The sequence below is a fragment of the Haploplasma modicum ATCC 29102 genome (assembly GCF_000687835.1).
In the GTDB taxonomy this organism is placed as follows: Bacteria; Bacillota_I; Bacilli_A; order Acholeplasmatales; family Acholeplasmataceae; genus Haploplasma; species Haploplasma modicum.
Genome location: NZ_JHYB01000003.1, coordinates 112234 through 134312, shown reverse-complemented (window position 1 = coordinate 134312; position 22079 = coordinate 112234). Strand labels below are relative to the sequence as shown.

20 protein-coding genes and 1 pseudogene are annotated in these 22079 nt (G+C 28.2%); 20 read left to right on the top strand and 1 reads right to left on the bottom strand.

What is annotated here, in order from left to right; translation table 11 throughout:
- Nucleotides 1-19 precede the first annotated feature (19 nt).
- From T352_RS06355 to T352_RS0103130, 12 genes are all read left to right on the top strand, one after another.
- Complete coding sequence (locus T352_RS06355; RefSeq protein WP_162151152.1) at nt 20-1372, top strand: aldehyde dehydrogenase family protein; 1353 nt, start codon at nt 20-22, stop codon at nt 1370-1372.
- Nucleotides 1369-2151: a pseudouridine synthase gene (locus T352_RS0103180; RefSeq protein ID WP_084301376.1), complete on the top strand. Its 783-nt coding sequence runs from the start codon at nt 1369-1371 to the stop codon at nt 2149-2151. Before T352_RS06355 ends, T352_RS0103180 begins: the two co-directional genes overlap by 4 nt.
- A gap of 2 nt (nt 2152-2153) precedes the next feature.
- Nucleotides 2154-2618, top strand: coding sequence for a thioredoxin-dependent thiol peroxidase (gene bcp, locus T352_RS0103175; RefSeq protein ID WP_026391736.1), 465 nt, complete (start codon nt 2154-2156; stop codon nt 2616-2618).
- Between the two features lie 3 nt (nt 2619-2621).
- Entirely contained in the window at nt 2622-4205 is a 1584-nt protein-coding gene (locus tag T352_RS0103170) for a S41 family peptidase (RefSeq protein ID WP_026391735.1), read from the top strand.
- Nucleotides 4206-4388: 183 nt separating this feature from the next.
- Nucleotides 4389-6998: an ABC transporter substrate-binding protein gene (locus tag T352_RS0103165; RefSeq protein WP_026391734.1), complete on the top strand. Its 2610-nt coding sequence runs from the start codon at nt 4389-4391 to the stop codon at nt 6996-6998.
- Between the two features lie 180 nt (nt 6999-7178).
- Nucleotides 7179-8144 carry an ABC transporter permease gene (locus T352_RS0103160; RefSeq protein WP_162151151.1) on the top strand — a complete coding sequence of 322 codons (966 nt, stop codon included), beginning with the start codon at nt 7179-7181 and terminating at the stop codon, nt 8142-8144.
- Nucleotides 8141-9556, top strand: coding sequence for an ABC transporter permease (locus T352_RS06860; RefSeq protein WP_051615794.1), 1416 nt, complete (start codon nt 8141-8143; stop codon nt 9554-9556). Before T352_RS0103160 ends, T352_RS06860 begins: the two co-directional genes overlap by 4 nt.
- Before the next feature lies 1 nt (nt 9557).
- The gene (locus T352_RS0103150) at nt 9558-10610 is read left to right on the top strand and encodes an ABC transporter ATP-binding protein (protein ID WP_026391732.1); all 1053 of its coding nucleotides are present in this window, start codon (nt 9558-9560) and stop codon (nt 10608-10610) included.
- A complete protein-coding gene (locus tag T352_RS07370) occupies nt 10594-12483 on the top strand; it encodes an ATP-binding cassette domain-containing protein (RefSeq protein WP_269146501.1) in 1890 nt (629 codons plus the stop codon). Before T352_RS0103150 ends, T352_RS07370 begins: the two co-directional genes overlap by 17 nt.
- Complete coding sequence (locus tag T352_RS0103140) at nt 12480-13286, top strand: InlB B-repeat-containing protein (protein WP_026391731.1); 807 nt, start codon at nt 12480-12482, stop codon at nt 13284-13286. The genes T352_RS07370 and T352_RS0103140 overlap by 4 nt, the downstream gene beginning before the upstream one ends.
- Nucleotides 13287-13494: 208 nt before the next feature.
- Complete coding sequence (locus T352_RS0103135) at nt 13495-14037, top strand: hypothetical protein (RefSeq protein WP_156951182.1); 543 nt, start codon at nt 13495-13497, stop codon at nt 14035-14037.
- Complete coding sequence (locus T352_RS0103130) at nt 14038-14544, top strand: hypothetical protein (RefSeq protein ID WP_026391729.1); 507 nt, start codon at nt 14038-14040, stop codon at nt 14542-14544.
- A 94-nt stretch (nt 14545-14638) separates the two neighbouring features.
- Here T352_RS0103130 and T352_RS0103125 read toward each other — a convergent pair.
- Nucleotides 14639-15052 (bottom strand): annotated as a pseudogene (locus T352_RS0103125) (transposase); the annotation flags it as partial.
- 89 nt (nt 15053-15141) lie between these two features.
- Here T352_RS0103125 and sufC point away from each other — a divergent pair.
- The 8 genes from sufC to T352_RS0103080 all read left to right on the top strand — a co-directional run bounded on the left by sufC (nt 15142) and on the right by T352_RS0103080 (nt 22035).
- Entirely contained in the window at nt 15142-15906 is a 765-nt protein-coding gene (gene sufC / locus T352_RS0103120; RefSeq protein ID WP_026391727.1) for a Fe-S cluster assembly ATPase SufC, read from the top strand.
- A 2-nt stretch (nt 15907-15908) separates the two neighbouring features.
- Complete coding sequence (locus T352_RS0103115; protein WP_162151150.1) at nt 15909-16790, top strand: SufD family Fe-S cluster assembly protein; 882 nt, start codon at nt 15909-15911, stop codon at nt 16788-16790.
- Between the two features lie 5 nt (nt 16791-16795).
- Entirely contained in the window at nt 16796-18001 is a 1206-nt protein-coding gene (locus tag T352_RS0103110) for an aminotransferase class V-fold PLP-dependent enzyme (protein WP_026391725.1), read from the top strand.
- 1 nt (nt 18002) lies between these two features.
- Nucleotides 18003-18434: a Fe-S cluster assembly sulfur transfer protein SufU gene (gene sufU, locus T352_RS0103105; protein ID WP_026391724.1), complete on the top strand. Its 432-nt coding sequence runs from the start codon at nt 18003-18005 to the stop codon at nt 18432-18434.
- Between the two features lies 1 nt (nt 18435).
- A complete protein-coding gene (sufB, locus tag T352_RS0103100) occupies nt 18436-19848 on the top strand; it encodes a Fe-S cluster assembly protein SufB (protein ID WP_407918976.1) in 1413 nt (470 codons plus the stop codon).
- A 143-nt stretch (nt 19849-19991) separates the two neighbouring features.
- Nucleotides 19992-20540 (top strand): hypothetical protein, encoded by a 549-nt coding sequence (locus tag T352_RS0103090; RefSeq protein ID WP_026391722.1) that lies wholly within the window; start codon nt 19992-19994, stop codon nt 20538-20540.
- A gap of 74 nt (nt 20541-20614) precedes the next feature.
- A complete protein-coding gene (locus T352_RS0103085; protein ID WP_026391721.1) occupies nt 20615-21406 on the top strand; it encodes a DUF4349 domain-containing protein in 792 nt (263 codons plus the stop codon).
- Between the two features lie 137 nt (nt 21407-21543).
- The gene (locus T352_RS0103080) at nt 21544-22035 is read left to right on the top strand and encodes a competence protein ComK (RefSeq protein ID WP_026391720.1); all 492 of its coding nucleotides are present in this window, start codon (nt 21544-21546) and stop codon (nt 22033-22035) included.
- The last annotated feature ends 44 nt before the right edge of the window (nt 22036-22079 follow it).

Below are 22079 nucleotides of genomic sequence, written 5' to 3'. Positions count from 1 at the left end.
ACTAAAGGAGAAATAGATCATGTTAACTTTATTAGACAATCAAAAAAAATTCTTTAATGAGCATAATACAAAAAGTTATGAATTTAGAATTAAAAATTTAGTTATTTTAAGAGAAATAATTAAAAATAATGAAACTTTGATTAAAGAAGCCTTATATGAAGATTTAGGTAAGTCATATGGTGAGAGTTATATGACAGAAATCTCTATGGTTTATAGTGAAATAAACTATTTAATTAAAAACCTAAAAAGACTTATGAAACCTAAAAAGGTTAAAACACCAATTAGTCTTTTTAAAGGTAAAAGTTATAAAGTTTATGAACCACTTGGCAATGTTTTAATTATTAGTCCTTGGAACTATCCTTTTTTACTTGCAATTAATCCTCTTGCAGGAGCAATCGCTTCTGGAAATACGGCTATCTTAAAATTAAGTGAATATTCAAAATCTACAAGTAGCTTAATTTTAGAGTTAATAAATACTAATTTTGATGAATCATTTATTAAGGTCATAAATGGTGATAAATCAGTTAGCGAATCATTATTAAATCTAAGATTTGATCATATCTTTTTTACTGGTAGTACAACTGTTGGTAAGATTGTGATGGAAAAAGCAAGTAAACACTTAACCTCTCTAACCCTCGAATTAGGTGGTAAGAGTCCACTTTTAATTTTAGATGACGCTAATATCAAGTTAGCAGCTAAAAGAGCTGTATTCGGCAAATTAATCAATGCTGGACAAACATGCATTGCTCCTGATTACTTAATTATTAATACCTTAAGATTAGAAGAATTTAAGAAATGGTTTATATATTATGTAGATAAGTTTTATAAAGATCCACTTAACAATGATACTTATCCTAAAATTATAAGTGAGAAACATTTTGAAAGATTAATTAATTTATTAGAAGGAGAGAATATAATTTTAGGTGGGAAACATAAAAAACAAAAACTAGAACCAACCTTAGTTAAGGCTAAAAAAGATTCTAGTTTAATGAGTGAAGAGATATTTGGGCCGATTTTACCGGTTATAACTTATAAAGAAGAAAATGATTTTTTAAAATCATTTAAACTTGCAGAAAAACCTCTTACTATGTATGTTTTTACAAATGATAAAAATAAACAAAAAGAAATACTTACTAACTATAGTTCAGGAAGTATAGTTTTCAATGATACATTAATGCAGTTTGCGAATAAGAACCTTCCATTTGGTGGGGTTGGTTTAAGTGGACAAGGTAAATATCATGGTAGTGAAACTTTTAAAACTTTTAGCCACTTAAAAAGTGTCTTAAAAAGAAGTGATAAAGTAGATATTAATGTTAGATATATGCCATTTACAGATGAGAAAATAAAAATAATTAAAAGGTTGAATAAATGAAAGCAATTAAACAAGATAAAAAAATACACAAAGATGATTTAATCAAACATGAAATAAAAGATGAAATAAGACTTAATAAATATATAAGTGATAGTGGTTATTGTTCAAGAAGAGAAGCTGATAAAATTATTGAGCTTGGAAAGGTTAAAATAAATAATGAAGTTGCTGTAGTTGGCTCTAAAGTTAAAGTGGGTGATTTAGTAACGGTTAGTGGTAAAAAAGTAACTAACAATCAAACAAGAATTTACTTAATGCTAAATAAACCTGTTGGTATAACTTGTACTAATGATTTAAATGTAAAAGGAAACATTCGTGACTTTGTAAATTATAAGGAATTAGTATTTCCAATTGGTAGACTTGATAAAGATTCAAGTGGATTAATCTTACTTACTAATGATGGTGATATTGTTAATAAAATTTTAAGGGCTGAGTATGGTCATGAAAAAGAGTATGTAGTAACAGTAGATAAAGATATTGATGATGATTTTATTACAAAAATGGCGAGTGGTGTAACAATCTATAATCAAGCAGCCCATAAGAAACAAAAAACTCTAGAAACAACGTTAGAGAAATTAGATAATAGAACGTTTAAAATAATTTTAAGACAAGGATTAAATAGACAAATTAGAAGAATGACTAAAGAATTAGGTTTTAATGTTGTATCGCTTAGAAGAATTAGAATTATGGATTTAAGATTAGGTGATCTTAAGGTTGGCGAATATCGCTATTTAACAGATAGTGAATTAATCAATTTAAACAAGAAAATAAATGCGAGGTAATTATGTTAGAAGTTGGAACAAAAGTAAAAGATTTTATGTTAAAAGATAGTCTAGGGAATGAAACTAGATTATCAGATTATTTAGGTAAAAAGATAGTATTATATTTCTATCCTAAAAATAATACGCCAGGTTGTAATAGTCAAGCATGTGGCTTTAGAGATAATTTTAATGAATATGAAAATGAAGATGTTGTAGTTTTAGGAATTAGTAAAGACGACTTAGAAAGTCATGTAAACTTTAATAATAAGTTTGATCTACCATTTAAAACATTATCAGATGAAAGTCTTGAAGTAATTAAATACTTTGAGGCGTATGGTGAAAAATCAATGTTTGGCAAAAAATATATGGGCGTATTAAGAATTACTTACATTATTGATGAAAATGGAATTATAATTCACACAATGCCAAAAGTAAGTGCTAAAGATAATGCTAAAGATGTTTTAAGAGTGCTTAAAAAACTAAAGTAAAATATGAATAAAATATTTAATGTAATACTTTTAATCTTATCAATCTTTCTTCTTGCATCATGCAATAAAAAAGTTGATGAAAGATTAAAAGACGAGATTGTAAAAACAAACTTTATAAACAATTCACAAGAGTATGAAATTAGTGATAATGTAATTGACTTATATTATTTCAAGGATGATGCACTTTCTTATGTAGAAGTTAGGGATTATTTAAATTTACTAGATGGCATTTATTATAGTGATAACTTTGAGTATATTATAAGTATGGAAGAAGAAAATATCTTAATTAACTTTGAAGTGACATCTAATTTAGAATCAGATAACTATCAAATGATAATTGATGCTAAAACAGATGAGATAAAGGTTAATAGTGAAGACTTCTTTTATGCATATTTAAAGGAAACAGAAACTAACTTTTCTGAAGGTTTAATTAATCTTGGTCCGGTATATACAAAAGGTAGTGGAATTACTTATAATTTATCAGAATATGATTTTGATATAAAACTCATTGAAGATAATTTCATAATGCCTCTTCCAATAATAAATCTTATTTTTAATCAAGGTAGCTATTTTGATACCTTCTTTAATGGTGATGTGATATACGGAATAGATACTGCTTATACGGATGATTTATCTTATAAAAAAATCTTAAAGTCTAGTTATAATAATAAAAAAGAAACGGATCAGATGAAGCTAGATAACTATAATTTCTATTTATTTGTTATTGATTACTTTTATGGGTTGAAGGAAGAAAGAAATATTATTAAGGCAAAAGACTATATAAATAAAGAAGAGTTTTTAAAAGAAGACTCAAACAAAAGTATTTTTAATGTAACAATGAAACTAGATGATCTACATAGTTCACACAGAACAAAAGGTTATATTAATAATAATTTATGGAGTCTTAGCTTTAATAGTAAAAATTTGAGCCCAAATACTAAAAACTTTTATGATGGAATGGATTTGGTAGTTGATAGTGCATTTAAACATTTTGGTGTTAAAAATGGTTATATAAATTTAAATGATATGGATTTTGAATATATTGATAATAACGAAACGCTTATTATATATATATTAGAATTTGATGTTGATACACCCGTTAAATTAGAAGAAGTAATTAAAAATGCAAAAATAGGAACAAAAAACATTGTTATTGATTTAAGTCTAAATACTGGTGGCAATCTAGGTGCTGTTTTACGCATGTTTACTTTATTTACAAATGATGAAATATGGTACCATGCTAAAAACCCGTTAACAAATGAGAAAGTATCTTATGGAGTTAAGGGAGAAAAAAGTGCATACGATAATTACAAATATTATTTTAAACAATCTAGCGTAACATTTAGTGCAGCTAATTTAGCTATAAGTATTGCTAAAGAATTAAATATTAAGACACTTGGACAAAAATCTAGTGGCGGTGCATCTTCAATTGGATTTTTTATATTCCCTAATGGATCTGTAATTAACTTAAGCAGTAATATGGTTTTAACTAATAAAAGATATGAATCTATTGAAACTGGAATTAGCCCCGATTATTATTTGGATAATATTTATGATGCAAACGAACTAAAGATATCAATAAATTAGTGTTTTAAATGAATTAAGTATAATTTTTATCATAAATAATTATATAATTAAGGCAAATATTTAATATTTAATGATAAGAAAACGCTTTCATTCTTGGAAATGCGTTTTTTTTGTTGAAAATCTTGACTATTGAAAAAAAATGATATAGAATAACTCAAACCATATTTTGGAAGGAGAGAAAAAATGAAAAGAATATTATCAGGATTATTAGTTGTGATATTAGCAGTTACTTTAGTAGCATGTTCAAAAAAAGAACTAAAAGTAACATTTGATACACAAGGTGGATCTAAAGTTGAAACACAAATAGTGGCTAAAAATAAATTTGCGATTGAACCAAATGTTCCAACACACGCAACACTAAATTTCTTTGGTTGGTTTACAAACAAAGAAGGTAAAGGTGAAGAATTTAATTTCGAACATAATGTAATTAAAAAAGATACAAAACTTTATGCTGTTTGGACAGACGAAGTTGTTGTAAGATTCAGATCAAGAGTAGCTGAACAAGTAAATACTTTAAAATTAGGACATACAGGTGGAGAAGTTACTGCTCCAACACAACCAAATAGAGAAGGTTTTAGATTTGGTGGTTGGTTTACAGGTAAACCAGGATTAACATGGTTAGAAACAGAAGCAGTTAAATTCCCATTAAATACTAAAAAAGCTCTTACTCTATATGCATATTGGGAACCAATTAATTCAAAAACTGCATCATATACAGACGGTGAAACATACTTCTCAAGTATTACATCTGATGCATCATTAATTTTAAACCCTCTAACAACAGAGTATAGTCATGAATCAGATTATATGGACTTAATGTCAACACCTCTTTACTCGACAGAAGTTGACTGGGATTTAGCAATCAAACAAGGTGTTGCTGATTATCCAGCGGATTTTTCAAAGATTGAAAGAAAAGAATTCTCTGTTGAAGCGTTAGACTATAAATATATATTAGTTGGTGCTACAAAATACCCAACTGACGCTGAAGGAAATGAATACTTAGATGAAAATGGGAATTACGACCGTGATCAAGCTACGAAAATTAAAAAATCAGAATGGGTATTCCACTTAAATAGAGATGTTAAATTTGAAGACGGGACTCCTGTTACTGCAAAAACATGGGAATTTACATTAAAACAATTCTTATCAAAAGAACAAAATAACTTCCGTGCAAACTTATACTATAAGACAGAAGAAAATAAAAATGGTTTCCCTATCTTAAATGCTTACGAATACTATAAAGGTGATGTAACTTGGGATGAAGTTGGTTTTGAAGTAATTGATGATTATACATTTGCGTTAAAAACAAATGAAGCAATTAGTCAATCACAAGCAGTTGGATTTGGTGATATGAATTTAGTTCACCCTGACAAATTTACAAAATCATTAACAGCAGACAAAACAAAATCAACTTATGGTACACCAGAGTCACCATTCGTATCATATGGTGCTTACATTATTAAAACATGGGATGAAAATCAAAAGTTAGTTTTAAACAAAAATTATGATTATGTATTAAAAGGAACGATTAACTATAAGAGTCAAGTTATCCAAGTTGTTGATGATATTCACCAAAGAATGCAATTGTTCGATCAAGGTAAATTATCAGTTGCTGGATTAAACAAAGATTACTATGCAAAATACAATGAAAGACCAAACGTATTTAGTTCATGGAATGGTTTTCCATCAAATATTTTAATTAACTTAGCAGAAAGAACAGATAAAAAAGAACAATCAACAATCATGTTTGATGCAAGATTTAGACAAGCATTGTTATATGGATTTAACAGAAACTATTATGCAACAAACGTATTTGCACCAAACACACCATCATTAACGGTTACACCACTTGATATAAAAGCATATGTACAAGATCCATTGTTCTATTCACAATCACCTGATCACTTGGCAGTTTTAGAAGAATTAGGTATTAATTCTGAAACAAACGGATTTATGCAGGACCGTGCAAAATCATTATTTAATGATGCACATGCAGCATGGTTAGCAGCAGGAAACACTGGCGCAGCACAAATTGAACTGTTGAGTGAAGATGATGATTTCTCAAAATCACTAGCAAATTATATTAAAACATCATACGAAGAATTATTTGGGAAAGATAAACTAACAATCAATATTACATACAATACAGGTCAAGCATTTAGAAAAGAAATTAGAGAATGGAACTTTGATATCACAATGAATGCTGTTGGATTTGGCTCAAGTGCTGGTGTTCAATGGCAATTCCCAGCTATCGCATTCTTAGGCGATATGATTGGTGGTGGATCATTAGGATTATCACAACCATATGATAAATCAAAAGTTTCAGAAGCAAATCCAAAAGGATATGCTGACTACTACTTTGAAGAAGTAACAATCGATTTAACACCAACATATGAATTCTTAATGGAAAATCCTCGTCAATACTATGTTGATAAAGAATTAGATGGAACATTAAGATTATATGACGCATTACAAGAAAAAGATGGAAAAGCTGCAGGTATTTATGTAGGGGAATTAAATGATATTGCTGATATCATGATTAACTACGATAATCCATATGATGGAACTGCATCAGAACCATTTGGTGGAGCAACACAAGAAGTTTGGAAAGTAGTTGCTGCAATGGAAAAAGTATTCTTTAAGCATGTTCCAGTTATTCCAACAGTTACAAGATCATCAGCAACAATATATGCACCAAACGTTGTAGTAACATGGCCAGAATACCATTCAGGATTTGGATGGGGAGCTGCAAGATACCGTTACTTAAACACAGACAAAGATTTCTTTGGTTAAACATTAGAATAACTAATTTTTAATAAGAAGGCCTGGAGGGTAATAAAACCTTCCAGGATTCTTTTTATGAACATTAAAAAGAGGTTTTAGAATTTTTATGTTGATTAAAAGGATTATTTTTGTTAAAATATAAAATAACATAATTATTATTTAATAATAAAATTAAGAGGAGATGACAAAATGTTAAGATATTTACTAAAGAGAATAGGATTAATGTTAATCACGTTTGTAATTACAGTATTTCTTGTTTTCTACTTTATAAAATTATTACCTGACAATTTCGTTCAGCCACCAATGACAGGTGATGACTGGTATGAAACCTACAAAAAAATGGAAGGATGGGACAAGCCTATTGTCGTTCAATTTTTCTATTGGATTAGAAATATTTTTGTAAATCATACTTTTGGATTCTCAACAATTTTAAAAAGAGATGTTTCAAGTGTTTATTTTAGTAAAATTCCAGCAACAATTAAAATTAACTTAATCCCATATATTTTATCTATTCCACTTGCTATTGGTTTAGGTGTTTTATCAGCCTTAAAGAAAAACAAATTACCAGATACAATTATATCAATTGGAATAATGGTTTTTATATCAGTACCTTATTTCGTAACTGCTATTCTATCACAGTATGTTTTTTACTTTAAATTAGGATGGGCTCCAAGTTTATTTATTGCTACTAGTTCGGAATTTGCTGAAAAAGGATTCCTATATGGTATAAGTACCTATATCTTACCTGTTGCGGTATTAACTATTACAAGTATTCCAGGCTTTGCAAGAAGCGTTAGAGCTGAATTAACAGAACAATTAACACAAGATTATATGTTGCTAGCAAGATCAAAAGGATTAACTAAACGTCAAGCAACATTTAGACACGCCTTAAAGAATGCTATGGTTCCATTTTTACCAGGAATTTTTATTGGTATTATTGGTGTTATAAGTGGGGGCATGATTACTGAAAAGATTTTTAGAGTTGATGGAACAGGACGACTTTATTTACAAGCATTTAATGGACGTGACTATGCGTTGTTAATGTTAATTACAGTATTTAGTCAATTTATTGGACTATTATCAAGTATCGTTGGTGATATTTCGTATTCTCTTGTTGACCCAAGAGTAAGAGTAGGGAGTGGAAAATTATCATGAGTAAAAAAATAGATAAATCAAAATTAGTTTTTAGTCATGATGATGACTTCATTATTAAAGATCAACCATTAGAAACAATCGAAATTGGTTATTATAAAGATTCATGGAATAGATTTAAGAAAAATAAAGCATCTTTAGTAGCATTCATTATTATATGTTTCATTTTCTTTTTAGTAATTTTTGGCCCTTCTTTAAAGAAATACACTCTGCCACAGGATAACAAAACTGATGCACAAAGATTTCAGTTTTTAACACCGAAAATCCCAGGTTTAGAAAAACTTGGTATTTTTGATGGGACAAAAAAACTAACAGTAGGGAAAGAATTCTTATTACATATGGCACAAAACGAGTATGGAGAAGGAATTATCTTATCAGGTCTTCCACAAGAACTAATGGATAATCCAAATCATCCGGACTATGCAAATGTAAGTGATTTTGTAGTAAAAGTTGATTATTATAAATTTGTTAACTACACTATTTCATATATGCCAATTGATTATTTTGGAATAATAAAAGAAAATGAAAAAAGTGGTACAAATAAAGATCCGAATGAATCGGTTAAAATTATTTTAACAAAAGAACAATTTGAAGAATATTTAGAAAAAAATTATATTATTGAATTATTAGATATTATTGAATCAAAGGATATTAATGATCCTTCAATCACTAATTATCAATATATCGTAAAAGTTGATAGATTTAAACAAGCACTTAACCAATTACCAGAAGATACATATTTTTGGTTTGGAACAAATGAAAGAGGAGAAGATTTATTCCTTGAAATTTGGAAGGGTGCAAGAATATCACTAATTATGGCTCTTTTAGTTTTAATTGTTAATACATCAATCGGTCTAATATTAGGATCTATTGTTGGTTATTATGGTGGTGTTTTAGATTTACTATTTGATCGATTTGTAGAAATAGTTTCATCCATTCCATTCATGACGGTTATTACCTTATTAACCTTGAGATTTGGTACTGAACTATGGGTTGTTGTTATAGCCTTTACTGCAACCGGATGGATAGGTTCGTATGGAACCGGTAGAATGCAGTTTTATCGTTTCAAAAATAGAGAATATGTTCTTGCAGCAAGAACTCTTGGTGCATCAGATGCACGTATTATGGTTAAACATATTTTCCCTAATACATTAGGTTTAATTGTTACAGGATATGCTCTAGCAATTCCTGCCTTTGTATTTACTGAGGCATCATATTCTTTCTTAGGAATTATTAATTATAAAGATGCAACTAGTGTTGGTATGCTAATTGATCAAGGACAAAAAGTTATGCAATTACATCCACATGTATTATTATTCCCATCACTTTATATTGCTATATTAATGATAGCATTTAACTTGTTTGGTAATGGTTTAAGAGATGCATTTAATCCATCTTTGAGAGGAGTTGAGTAAGATGAATAAAGATACAATTTTATCAGTCGAAGACTTAACAATTTCTTTTAAAACTCAATACGGTATTTTACACGCATTAAGAGGTGTTTCTTTTGATTTAAAAAGAGGAGAAACACTTGCAATTGTAGGTGAATCAGGTTCAGGTAAAAGTGTTACATCAAGAGCAATCTTAGGATTACTTGCCGGGAACTCAATTTATGAAAAAGGTTCTATTATGTATGAAGATAGAAACTTAATGCATTTACCAGAAGATCAGTTCCATGAAGTACGTGGTTCAAAAATCTCAATGATTTTCCAAGACCCAATGAGTTCATTAAACCCTATTGTTTCAGTAGGTAAACAAATTGCGGAAGCATTGATTTTTAAACTTAACATGCCAAAAGATTTGGCAAAAAAACAAGCTATTGAATTGATGGAAGCAGTTGGAATAAATAATGCTGAGAAAAGATATAGCCAATATCCATTCCAGTTTTCTGGTGGGATGAGACAAAGAATAGTTATTTCTATTGCTCTTGCAAATGATGCTGAATTATTAATATGCGATGAACCAACAACAGCTCTTGACGTTACAATTCAAGGACAAATCTTAGAATTAATTAATGATCTTAAAGTAAAGAAAAACTTATCAGTGATTTTTATTACTCACGATTTAGGTGTTGTGGCTAACGTTGCCGATAGAATTGCTGTTATGTATGCAGGTAAAATTGTTGAAATTGGAACTGCAGAAGACATATTCTATAATCCAAAGCACCCTTATACATGGGCATTATTATCTTCAATGCCAAACCTTGCTAGTTCAAAAAAATTAGATGCAATTCCTGGTACACCACCAAACTTAATTTATGAAGTTAAGGGAGATGCATTTGCTCCAAGAAATAAATATGCAATGAAAATAGATTTTGAAGAAGAACCACCTTTATTTAAGGTAAGTGATACTCATTATGCAGCAACCTGGTTATTACATCCAGATGCTCCAGAAGTTGATTTACCTGAGGCTGTTAAAATCTTAAAAGCTAATAGAGGGAGGATTTTGAAAGATGTCCAACAAAAATAATAAAATTGATTATAATGAAACAGTATTAGAAGTTAGAAATTTAGAAAAACATTTCAATGTTGGGCGTGGTAAAGATAAATTAATTGTTCCAGCAGTAGACAATATCAGTTTTGATGTTTATAAAAGAGAAGTTTTTGGTATTGTTGGTGAATCTGGTAGTGGTAAAACAACTGCTGGAAGAACAATAATGAAGCTTTATGAACCTACTAATGGATATACAATTTTGAATGGTGAATTAATTGGTGCAGGTTACAGAGGAAACACAGTACAAATTCGCAAAATTAAACGTGAAACTAAAAAAGAAATTAGATTTTTAGATAAGTATAAAACAGAAGTCTATAATATTAAATCTGCAACAAGAAAAGAAATAGCTCTTTTAACTAATAAAAAAGATATCTTAAAAGAAAATGCAAATAATGAAATTAATAAAATAAATTCTAAAAAGGTTCATTATAAGAAATCATTATATGAATTAAAAAATCAATTAAACGTAGATATTAATAAAATTATTTTTGACTTTAATCAAAAAGAAGAAAATATTTTAAACAAGTCAAAAAATCAAGCGGAAATTGAATATAAAAAAGAAGTATCAATTCAAAATGTTGTTTTTAGCCAAAAGAAAGATGCAATAAAAGATTCTGCTGCATTAACTAAGGCACAAAGAGAAGAAGAGTTAAGAAAAGTAAATGAAGAAAATAATTCAGCATTAGAATTACTTATTAATAAGTTTACGCCATTGATCGAAGAAGCAAAAAAAGATATTATTGAACTTTCAGTTGCAAAAGAAGAACTTAAAAAACTTAATATTGAAAAAGAAAATGATATTAATGTTTTAAAACAAAAATATGAAGAAGATAAGATTAAAATTATTAATAATAAACCCAACTTTGAACAAATTAAACGTGATATTACTAATGTTAAAACTAAATTAAAAGAAGATCTTGCAGAACTTAATATTAAAATTAAAGAGTTGAATGATCAGGCTAAAGAAAATATAGGTAAACTTGAAAAGAACAAGAAAACTATTCAAGAATTAAAAACTTATTTGGATGATAAAAAATCACTATTAAATAAATCACGTGAATTAATCAATATTGAAAAAGAAAAAATTGCTAAAGCTATTAAAATTAATAAATCAAAAGAATCTTTAGTTCATTCTAGACAAATGCAAATGATCTTCCAAGATCCAATTTCGTCACTTAATCCAAGAATGACAGTTAAGGAAATTATTTCTGAAGGTTTAATTATACAAAAAAGACATACTGATGCAGAAATTGATGCTAAGGTTAAAGAAGTATTAGAATTAGTTGGTTTAGCACCTGAATATGTGTCAAGATATCCACATGAGTTTAGTGGTGGACAACGTCAAAGAATTGGTATAGCAAGAGCACTTGTTATGAATCCTGATTTTATTATTGCTGATGAACCAATCTCTGCTTTAGATGTATCAATTAGAGCACAAGTAATTAACTTGTTAACTGAACTAAAAAATGAATTAGGATTAACAATTTTATTTATTGCTCATGATCTATCATTAGTAAGATTTTTCTGTGATAGAATTGCCGTAATGAATAATGGAAAGATTGTTGAACTTGCAACATCAGAAGAGTTATTTAAACACCCTATGCATAAATATACAAAATCACTATTATCTGCTATTCCCCAACCTGATCCAGACTATGAAAAAGGTAGAAAAAGAATTAACTATAATCCAGCTTTAGAGCACGATTATAGTGTTGATAAACCACAAATGCGTGAAATAGCACCAAACCATATGGTTTATGCAAATGATAAAGAATTTAAGGAAATGTTAATTGAATATCAAAAACAAAATGATTTAGCTAAAAAGAAAGGAAAAGGTGAGTCAAAATGAAAAAAATAATACTTTTAGTTTTTATGACTTTTCTAAGTGTAACACTTGTTGCATGTAGAGATAAAAAAGTATATGACGATAGTTTAAATGTCATTTTCTTCACTTATAAAAATGATCAGGCTCCACCACTTTCTTATTTCAATTTAGAAAAAGGTTCACTTATAGAAAAACCTGAAGAAGATCCAATTAGAGTTGGTTTTACATTTAAAGGTTGGTTCGAAGATGTATCTGGAACTATTCCGTTTGTTTTTGAAACATTTGAATTACAGACATCAATAATTATTTATGCAAAATGGGAAGCTGCTATTTATAATATTGAATATGAAGTTTATGGTGGAGTGCTTCCTGACAATGCTCCAACTAAATTTACTGTAGGCGAATCAAAAACATTACCACGTCCTACAGGAAAAAGAGGTTATACATTTGTATCTTGGTATTTATATGAATGGCTAGATTCAAATGGTAATATTGCAACAAAACCAGGTGATTTTGGTTATCAATCAATCCCTTCAAAAGAACCTAAAGACATTAAACTTTTTGCACACTGGAAACCTTTAACAAGTAATGTTACTTTTAATGTAAACTTCCCAGTTGAAAATGAAGGACCTGAAAAACCAAGTTCAAGATCAGTTCAATTTGATTCTATAATTTCATTTGAAACATTTAGTAGTTTTACACATGAAAAATATTCATTCAAAGGTTGGAATACATCTGCAGATGGAACTGGTGTATGGTTTAATAATGGTGAAACATTTGATCATATTGGTGCTCTTAGCATATATGCAATTTGGGAACTAAAATAAAATGGATAAATTATCAATGTATAAAAGAAAGAGAAATTTAATTCTCTTTCTTATAATTTTTTTGCTAATATTGAGTGTCTGGTTGTTTTTTATGCTAAGACGTTACTCTCGTATAGAGGATAATTTATTTTATTCTTTATACTTAATCTATGGACTTTCTATATTATTTTTACTTAATTATTTAAGAAATAAGTTAAATTTTTACTCGATGAATTACTCATATCTACGTATGGTTAAAGAAGATTTAGGCGTAATCCAGTTGGAGAGAAAAATTTATACTGAAAGTTGGCTTAATAATTTTAGAAATTTAGGATTTGAGAGAGGCTATCAAGATACAACTTTTGTTTTATTTTATAAATTTGACAAAAAACTTAAGGACTTAATTGGTAATGGTGAAACACTAACAATAGTAATTGTTGCTAAAACCTATGACTTTAATTTCTATAGTGATACAGTTGATGGTGCAATTAATAAATTATACATGGATTATAAAAATGCAAAAAAAGTGAGAAGACAAATAGTTCTCCAATTTAAAAAATATAATGATTTTAATAAAGATAATAAAAAAGAATTAGAATCAGTTATTATGTTTAAAGAAAGAGCAAATTATTTAATTAATTTAAATGTAGGATATTTTGTTAAAAACAATTCAGTCTATTTTTTAAGGGCTAAGAAAAGATATCCTAATAAGGCTTATTATTATGCTGTAAAGCAAATATGTAAATATTGTTTTTTAGATGGGGCTGAATAAATGAGTAACAAAGATAAATTTAAGTTTATAAATGAAGAATCTTCAAATGATGATTTTCTTATAAAGGAAGAAGTAGTAGAAGCTAAAGAAAAAGATGCCTTAGTTAAAAAAGTACCTAATAAGAAAAAAAGTATAATAAAAAAAATAATTATACTAAATATTTTTCTTACTTTGTTTGCTGCATTTTTAGTTTGGTTTTCTTTAAAGTGGCAATATAGATCCGACTCGATGGCTATAACTAATGCATTATGGTTTGCTTTTGTTGTGGAATTTACTGTTGCTTGGGCAATGTTTGTGTATAACCACAATGTATTTTCACCACTAGTTCATGGAACTAAAACATTTTTAGGAATGCTTATAGGGAAAAAACCCAATGTTAGTTACTATGATTATATGAAAAACATTCAAGATAATCCGCTTCCGCCATTTTATTATAGAGTAATATTCACTCACTCATTATTATTATTATTAATACCATCCGTAATTTTGTTAATAAAACATTTATAAGCACTTTAAATTTTTTTGTTGAATGTCAAAATAGGGGTTAACAAAATAAATCTAAATTAAGACTTGGTTCTCACAATGTGATAATCAAGTTTTTTTATGCTTTTATCATGAACTCTTGATTGAATGATGATATTATTCTAGTTTTAAACCTATTTAAATCTCTAATGTTATAAGACATTCTTCTAAATGTCTTTATAAAATTATTAACACCTTCAATAAATCCATTAGTATATCTTTTATTGTTACTGTGATTGTTTTCTAAACATAAAGAAAAAGCTATTTCCTTCTTCCAATTAATAAATAACTTTGCTAGAGAATAGAACACTGGTATTTTTGAATTAAACATTTTATTGACATAGTCATTAATAAATATAATTGCTTTATCATAACTTTCAAATACGTGATTAGTACTAGTTTGAAAATAATCATATAGTTTGTATACTTCATTTAATTCTTCACTTACACTTAAACACTTTTTAATTATTGTAGATTCACTCATGAGTTTTTTACTACTTTTATATAAGCTTTATCTTTTAAATGGAATAAATTACATATTTATTATATAATAATAAAGAACTTAAATTAAGGAGATGAAGTATGTCGAAATTAGTAATTAATGATCTTCAAGTTAAAATTGAAGACAATCAAATATTAAAAGGAGTTAATCTAGTAGTTAACTCAGGAGAAGTACACGCAATTATGGGACCAAACGGTACAGGTAAGAGTACTCTTGCTAGTGCATTAATGGGACACCCAAAATATGAAGTGACTAGTGGTGAAGCATTTCTAGATGATGAAGATCTATTAGAAATGGAAGTAGATGAACGTGCAAGAGCAGGTTTATTTTTAGCAATGCAATATCCATCAGAAGTTCCAGGTGTTACAAATAGTGACTTTATGCGTCAAGCTGTAAGAGCAACAACTGGTGCTGAAATGGGATTAATTGATTTCATTATGATGTATGAAGATAATGCAGCCGATTTAAAAATGCGTAAAGATTTACCACATAGATACTTAAATGAAGGATTTAGTGGTGGAGAACGTAAGAGAAATGAAATCTTACAACTTAAAACATTAAAACCAAAAATTGCTATCTTAGATGAAATAGACTCAGGTCTAGATATTGATGCATTAAAGATTGTTGGTGAAAATGTTAATAATATGGTTGGTCCAGATTTTGGTTGTGTTTTAATTACTCACTACCAAAGAATTTTAGACTATATTAAACCAACTCACGTTCATATTATGATTGACGGAAAAATTGTATTAACAGGTGGAGCTGAATTAATCGCTAAGATTGATGCTAATGGATATGAATGGGTTAGGGAAGAATTAGGTATTGATTTTAAGGAAGGTAATTAATAATGGCGGTTATTGTTATTAAGAACCATGAAATTGTTGAAAATACATTAAGTACTTTTATAAAACTTGAAAATGGAAGACTGCTTGTACCAGATAATACAGTACTTGATGAACCACTTAAAATTACTTTATTAAATGACTCAAATGAAACATTAGAATTTGTAGTTGGTAAAAATAGTGATTTAAAAGTTATTTTAGAAGTACTAGGTAATGATAAATCTGATGATAATTACAGTATTAAATTTAATGTGCTAGATAATTCTAATGTTAAATATTTACTAATTTCTGCACTTGAAAGTAATAAGGCAGTAATTAATCATGAGTTTAACATTAATAAAGATTCGAACGTCTTAATACTTGCAGGTTTAGTAAGCAATGTCTTAACTGCTAAACTTGATGTTAATGTCTTAGGTCGTGGTGCAACCGTTAAAATTAAGGCTGTTGCGGTATCAAGTGATTCTCATGATCAAAAGATTGATGTTTATATGAATCACAAAGCACCTTACACAAATGGTGAAATGACTTGTGTTGGGATTGCAAATAAAAAAGGTAGAGTTATTTTAAATGGGATTGAAAAAATTGATAACGGCATGAAACATTCAAACGTCTATCAAACATTAAGAGGTATTATTACATCAGATGATGCAATAGTTGAAGTAAACCCAATTTTAATAATTGATGAATATGATTTAGAAGGTGCTGGACATGCAGCAACCGTTGGTAAGTTAGATGAAGATGCAATGTATTATCTTCAAAGTCGCGGACTTAGAAAAGAAGATGCAGAGCGTTTAATTATTAATGGATTTTTACGTCCATTAATTGATGAAATTGATGATGAAGTATTAAAAGATAAATTTGTTGAATTAGTAAACGTAAGGATCTGATTATTTTGAATTTAAAAATTAAAGAAAAATTTCCATTTTTTAAAGAAAACAAAGATGTAAGCTACTTAGATAGTGCTGCATCTAGTTTGAAATTACAAACAGTTATTGATAGTCTAAATGACTATTATGTAAATAATGGAACAAATGTTCATAGGGGTGCCTATAAACTCTCATATTTAGCCACAGAAGCATTTGAAGAGACTAGAGAGTTAGTTTCAAAGTACATCAATTCAAGTCTTTCTGAAGTCATTTTTACGAAAGGTACGACTGATGGCTTGAATAAACTTGCTAATAGTTTAGCAAACATGATTAATGAGGGCGATGAGATTATAACATCAGAACTTGAGCATCACTCAAGTATTCTTCCTTGGATGAATATTTGTGAGATTAAAAAAGCTAAGTTAGTTTATATTCCACTAGATGAAGAAGGAAGAATTACCATAGATAATTTTAATAAAGTTTTAAGTGATAAAACTAAGGTAGTAGCAATCAATCAAATGTCTAATGTACTTGGACATTTAGTAGATGTTAAAAGCATTGCGAAACTAGCACACGAAAAAGGTGCAATAGTGATAGTAGATGCTGCACAATCGGTTGCTCATACAAAAATAGATGTTAAAGATTTAGATGTTGATTTTTTAGCATTTAGTGCGCATAAAATATTTGGACCAAATGGTGTTGGTGTTTTATATGGTAAGAAAAAGTTATTAGAGGAAATTAGACCATTTGAATTTGGTGGTGAAATGGCCAATAGCGTTAATATCGACTATATGGATTTCAAAGATATTCCCTATAAATTTGAGGCTGGAACTCCAGTTATTGCTGAAGTAATTGCTTTTAAGGAAGTTTTTAAATTTTTAAATGAAATTGATACAGATAAAATGTTTAAACATGAAATAAAACTTAAAGATTATGCGTTAGAACAAATGAAAAATATTAAAGGAATTAAAATATACAATTTAAATAGTGATAGTCCTTTAATTACATTTAACATTGCAAATATTCATCCCCATGATATAGTAAGTATCTTAGATAGTAAAAATGTCTATGTAAGGGCAGGTAAACACTGTAATGATTTAACACATCGTTTTTTAAAGGTAAATGCAACACTTAGAGCTTCTTTTAGTGTATATAACACAAAAGAAGATGTTGATAAATTTATTAGTGCATTAAATGAAGCAAGTAATTTTTTTGAAGGGTTTGGCGATTAATATGGATTTTAGTAATTTATACCGTGATATTATAATGGATCATTATAAATATCCACATAATAAAGGCTTAGTAGATGATAGTACTTATTTAACAATACATGTTAATAATCCCTCTTGTGGTGATGATGTTGTTATTCAGTTAAAGGTAGAAGATAATGTCATTAAAGATATTAGACAACTTGGAACTGGTTGTTCAATTTGTTGTTCATCAGCAAGTATTATGACCAACACTTTAAAAAATTTAAATAAAGATGATTCATTAAATATTATTAATGAATTTTATAATCTTGTAATGGGTAAAGAATACAATAAAGATATTTTAAAGGGTGATGCCCTAGCATATAGTACAGTTTCTAAGTTTCCAGCGAGAGTAAAATGTGCAAGTCTTGCTTGGAAAGCAATTGAAAAAGGGTTATTAAACGAGGAGGTTTAATATTATGGAAGACAATTTAAAAAAAGTAGATAATATTGTCGGTGAGTATCAATTTGGTTTTAAAACTGATGCTAAACCTACAATTGATATAGGTAAAGGTTTAAATGAAGAGATCGTTAGAACGATCAGTAAAATAAAAAATGAACCAAAATGGATGACAGATTTTAGAGTTGAAAGTTTTAAGAACTTCTTAGAAATCAAAAATCCAACATGGGGACCAAATTTAAATGATATTGATTTTCAAGAAATTACATATTATAAAACTTATGTTGATGGCGTAAAAAACACTTGGGAAGAAGTACCTGAAAAGATTAAAGAAACATTTGAAAGACTTGGTATTCCCCAAGCAGAAAGAAACTATTTGGGTGGTGTTGTTGGTCAGTTTGATAGTGAAGCTGCATATAGCGCAACCGAAGAAGAATTAACAGAGCTTGGTGTTGTTTTTCTAGACATGGATTCAGGTCTTAGAGAATATCCTGAATTAGTTAAAGAATATTTTGGAACAGTAATTAAAAATAATGATAACAAATATGCAGCATTAAATAGTGCTGTTTGGAGTGGTGGAACTTTTATCTATGTACCTAAGGGTGTTAAAGTATCAAAACCATTACAGTCATATTTTAGAATTAATGCCGAACAACAAGGACAATTTGAAAGAACACTGATTATTGTTGATGAAGGTGCTCACCTACATTACATTGAAGGATGTACAGCACCAACATATAGTAGTGAAAGCTTACATAACGCTAATGTTGAAATTATTGTTAAAAAAGGTGGGTATTGTCGTTATACAACAATCCAAAACTGGAGCGATAATGTTTTAAACTTAGTGACAAAAAGAGCTCATGTTTTAAAAGATGCTCATATGGAATGGATTGATGGAAACTTAGGATCTAAAATTACTATGAAATATCCATCATGTGTCTTACTTGAAGAAGGTGCTAAGGGTTCAACAATTAGTATTGCTTTTGCCGGTAAAGGACAATGGCAAGATGCAGGAGCAAAGATGATCCATCTTGCACCAAACACAACAAGTAACATTATTTCTAAGTCAATAAGCCGTGGTGGTGGAGCAGTAAATTACCGTGGGAAAGTACATTTTGGGAAATTAGCGAAAGGTGCTAGAAGTAATATAGAGTGTGATACAATTATATTAGACGGTATTTCAACAAGTGATACAGTACCAATTAACGTTGTTAAAAATAGTGATGTATTTTTACAACATGAAGCAACTGTCTCTAAGATAAGTGAAGACCAATTATTTTATTTAATGAGTAGAGGTTTAACTGAAGCTGAAGCGACAGAGATGATTGTCATGGGCTTTATTGAACCATTTGCTAAAGAACTACCAATGGAGTATGCAATTGAGCTAAATCAATTAATTAAACTTGAAATGGAAGGTTCTTTAGGATAATTTCAAGGAGTGATTTGATGTTAAAAAAGTTTAGTTTGACAATAAGGATAATATGTTTAACTTTAATTGGAATTGCAATGATGCAAATTATGGTTAATCTAGGGTAAACAGGATCTCTAGAATTAGATATATTTATTCCTTCAATGGCTGTTGTATTACTTACAACATTTTTACCAGAAATCTTAAAAAGATTTAATATAGAAATTAGTAATGCATTATATATAATGTTACTTACTTCAATGATTTTATCAGTAGGCAGTGGGTTTGGTTTTAAGTTATATCAAGTTCTAAGTCACTATGATACAGTTATTCATTTCTTAAACGGGGGAATAATTTTAGTTATTTCATTTTCTATTATTAAATGTTTCTTTAAAGACTATGATAAACATATGATAAAAATAATTGTCATTGCATTTTTGGCATCAGTAACAATCGGAACTTTATGGGAGATATATGAATTTGGTGTTGACTTTATATTTGGAAATAACATGCAACGTTACCAAGATATTAATTCAGGAATAGATTTTGTCGGCCAAAAAGCCCTACTATATACAATGGTTGATTTAGTAGTAGATACACTTGGGGCAATGCTAGCTGGTTTTATTTTAGTTAGAAGTCATTTTAGAAATAAAGTAATTATAAATGCATTTAATATTGAAATTATAAATGAACAATCAATTGAGTTAATTTAAAGGTGTGAAAACACCTTTTTATTTTTTTTATAATTATGGTATACTAAAAATATAAAGAAGGGGGAGACTCAATTATGTTTAAAAAACTTTTCTTAGTACCATTAATTTTTCTAACACTGTTACTCTTAGTTGGATGTAACTCAAGTAATGGGCCAAGAGATAATGGAGGTAGCGAAGAACAAGGAGGAAGTAGTTCAGTTATTGCTGATAATTCAAACAGAAAGATAATCTATACTGCTCACTTATCAATTAAAACTAATAATTTAGGTGAAACTACTACTAAAATTAAGGCACTACTAGATAGTAGTGAGTGGGTTCAAGAAGAAAATTTAACAGAAAATAATAACTATTTAACAATTAGAATTAAAACAAGTAGATTAAATGCATTTTTAAACGGATTAAAAAATGATTATGAAACAACAAATTATAAACTAGAAAGTAAGGATGTCTCACTTGATTATATAAATATTGCATCTAAGAAAGATGCTTTAACTAAAGAGCGAGAAAGATTAATGGAATTATATGAAAATGCTTCTATTAACGATATGATTATGATTAATAGAAGAATAGGCGAAGTTGATCAAGAATTAATTAGAATTGAAAGACAACTCTTAGAATATGATTCATTAGTAGATTATAGTACTGTTAATCTTTGGATTCATGGACCTAAATCAAGTCCTAAACCACCTACTTTAAGTAATAAGGTTAGTAGATCATTTAATGCAGGGTGGGATAGTACGGTTATTTTATTCCATTCATTTGTTCAAGTAATTGTCTTTATAATTCCACTTTTAATAATTATTGTTCCAGTTTCTGTAATTGTAATATTTTTCGTTATTAGAAATAAAAAGAAGAATAAAAAATAATTAACATAACTATATTCCAAGGAGTATAGTTTTTTTTAAGATTAATTAATTTATATCAAGTTATCTACTTAAATTACATTTTTTAAGTAATTTAAGTAATAAATCTCTAATATGGTATAATAATAGAGGTGATTTAGTTGGAAGAGCGTTGTTATATTAGTAATATTAATCAACCAAAAACAATTAAATCAACTTATGATTTAGAGATTTATCAAAATCTAAACTATATGATTAATAGTAGCCTTGGATCAACACTATTTTTAGAAAATGAAGTTATTAGTTACCGAGAAAGAATATTATACGTTGTTGATTATATGTTGAAACTTAATTTAAGTAATCTTGATGCATACTTAAATTCAGTTAAAATAATTTTTAATTACAAATATAATATCCCAGTCTACATTAATGATAAAATCATTTTAATATCTATCAGAAACATTAAAGATTATAATAATATATGGATTAACTACATAAATATAGAAAAGTCAGTTTCTATTAATAATAAAACAAATATTATTTTTAAAAATGGTGAAAAATTAGAGATTAATAGAAGTATTAGTTATCTAAAAGGGCAAGAAGATAAGATAATAAATATTAAAAATTACTTGAATAAACTTAACTATTGGTAAAAATGAAAACGTATTTACTAATAGAAAATGATATATAAAAGTGT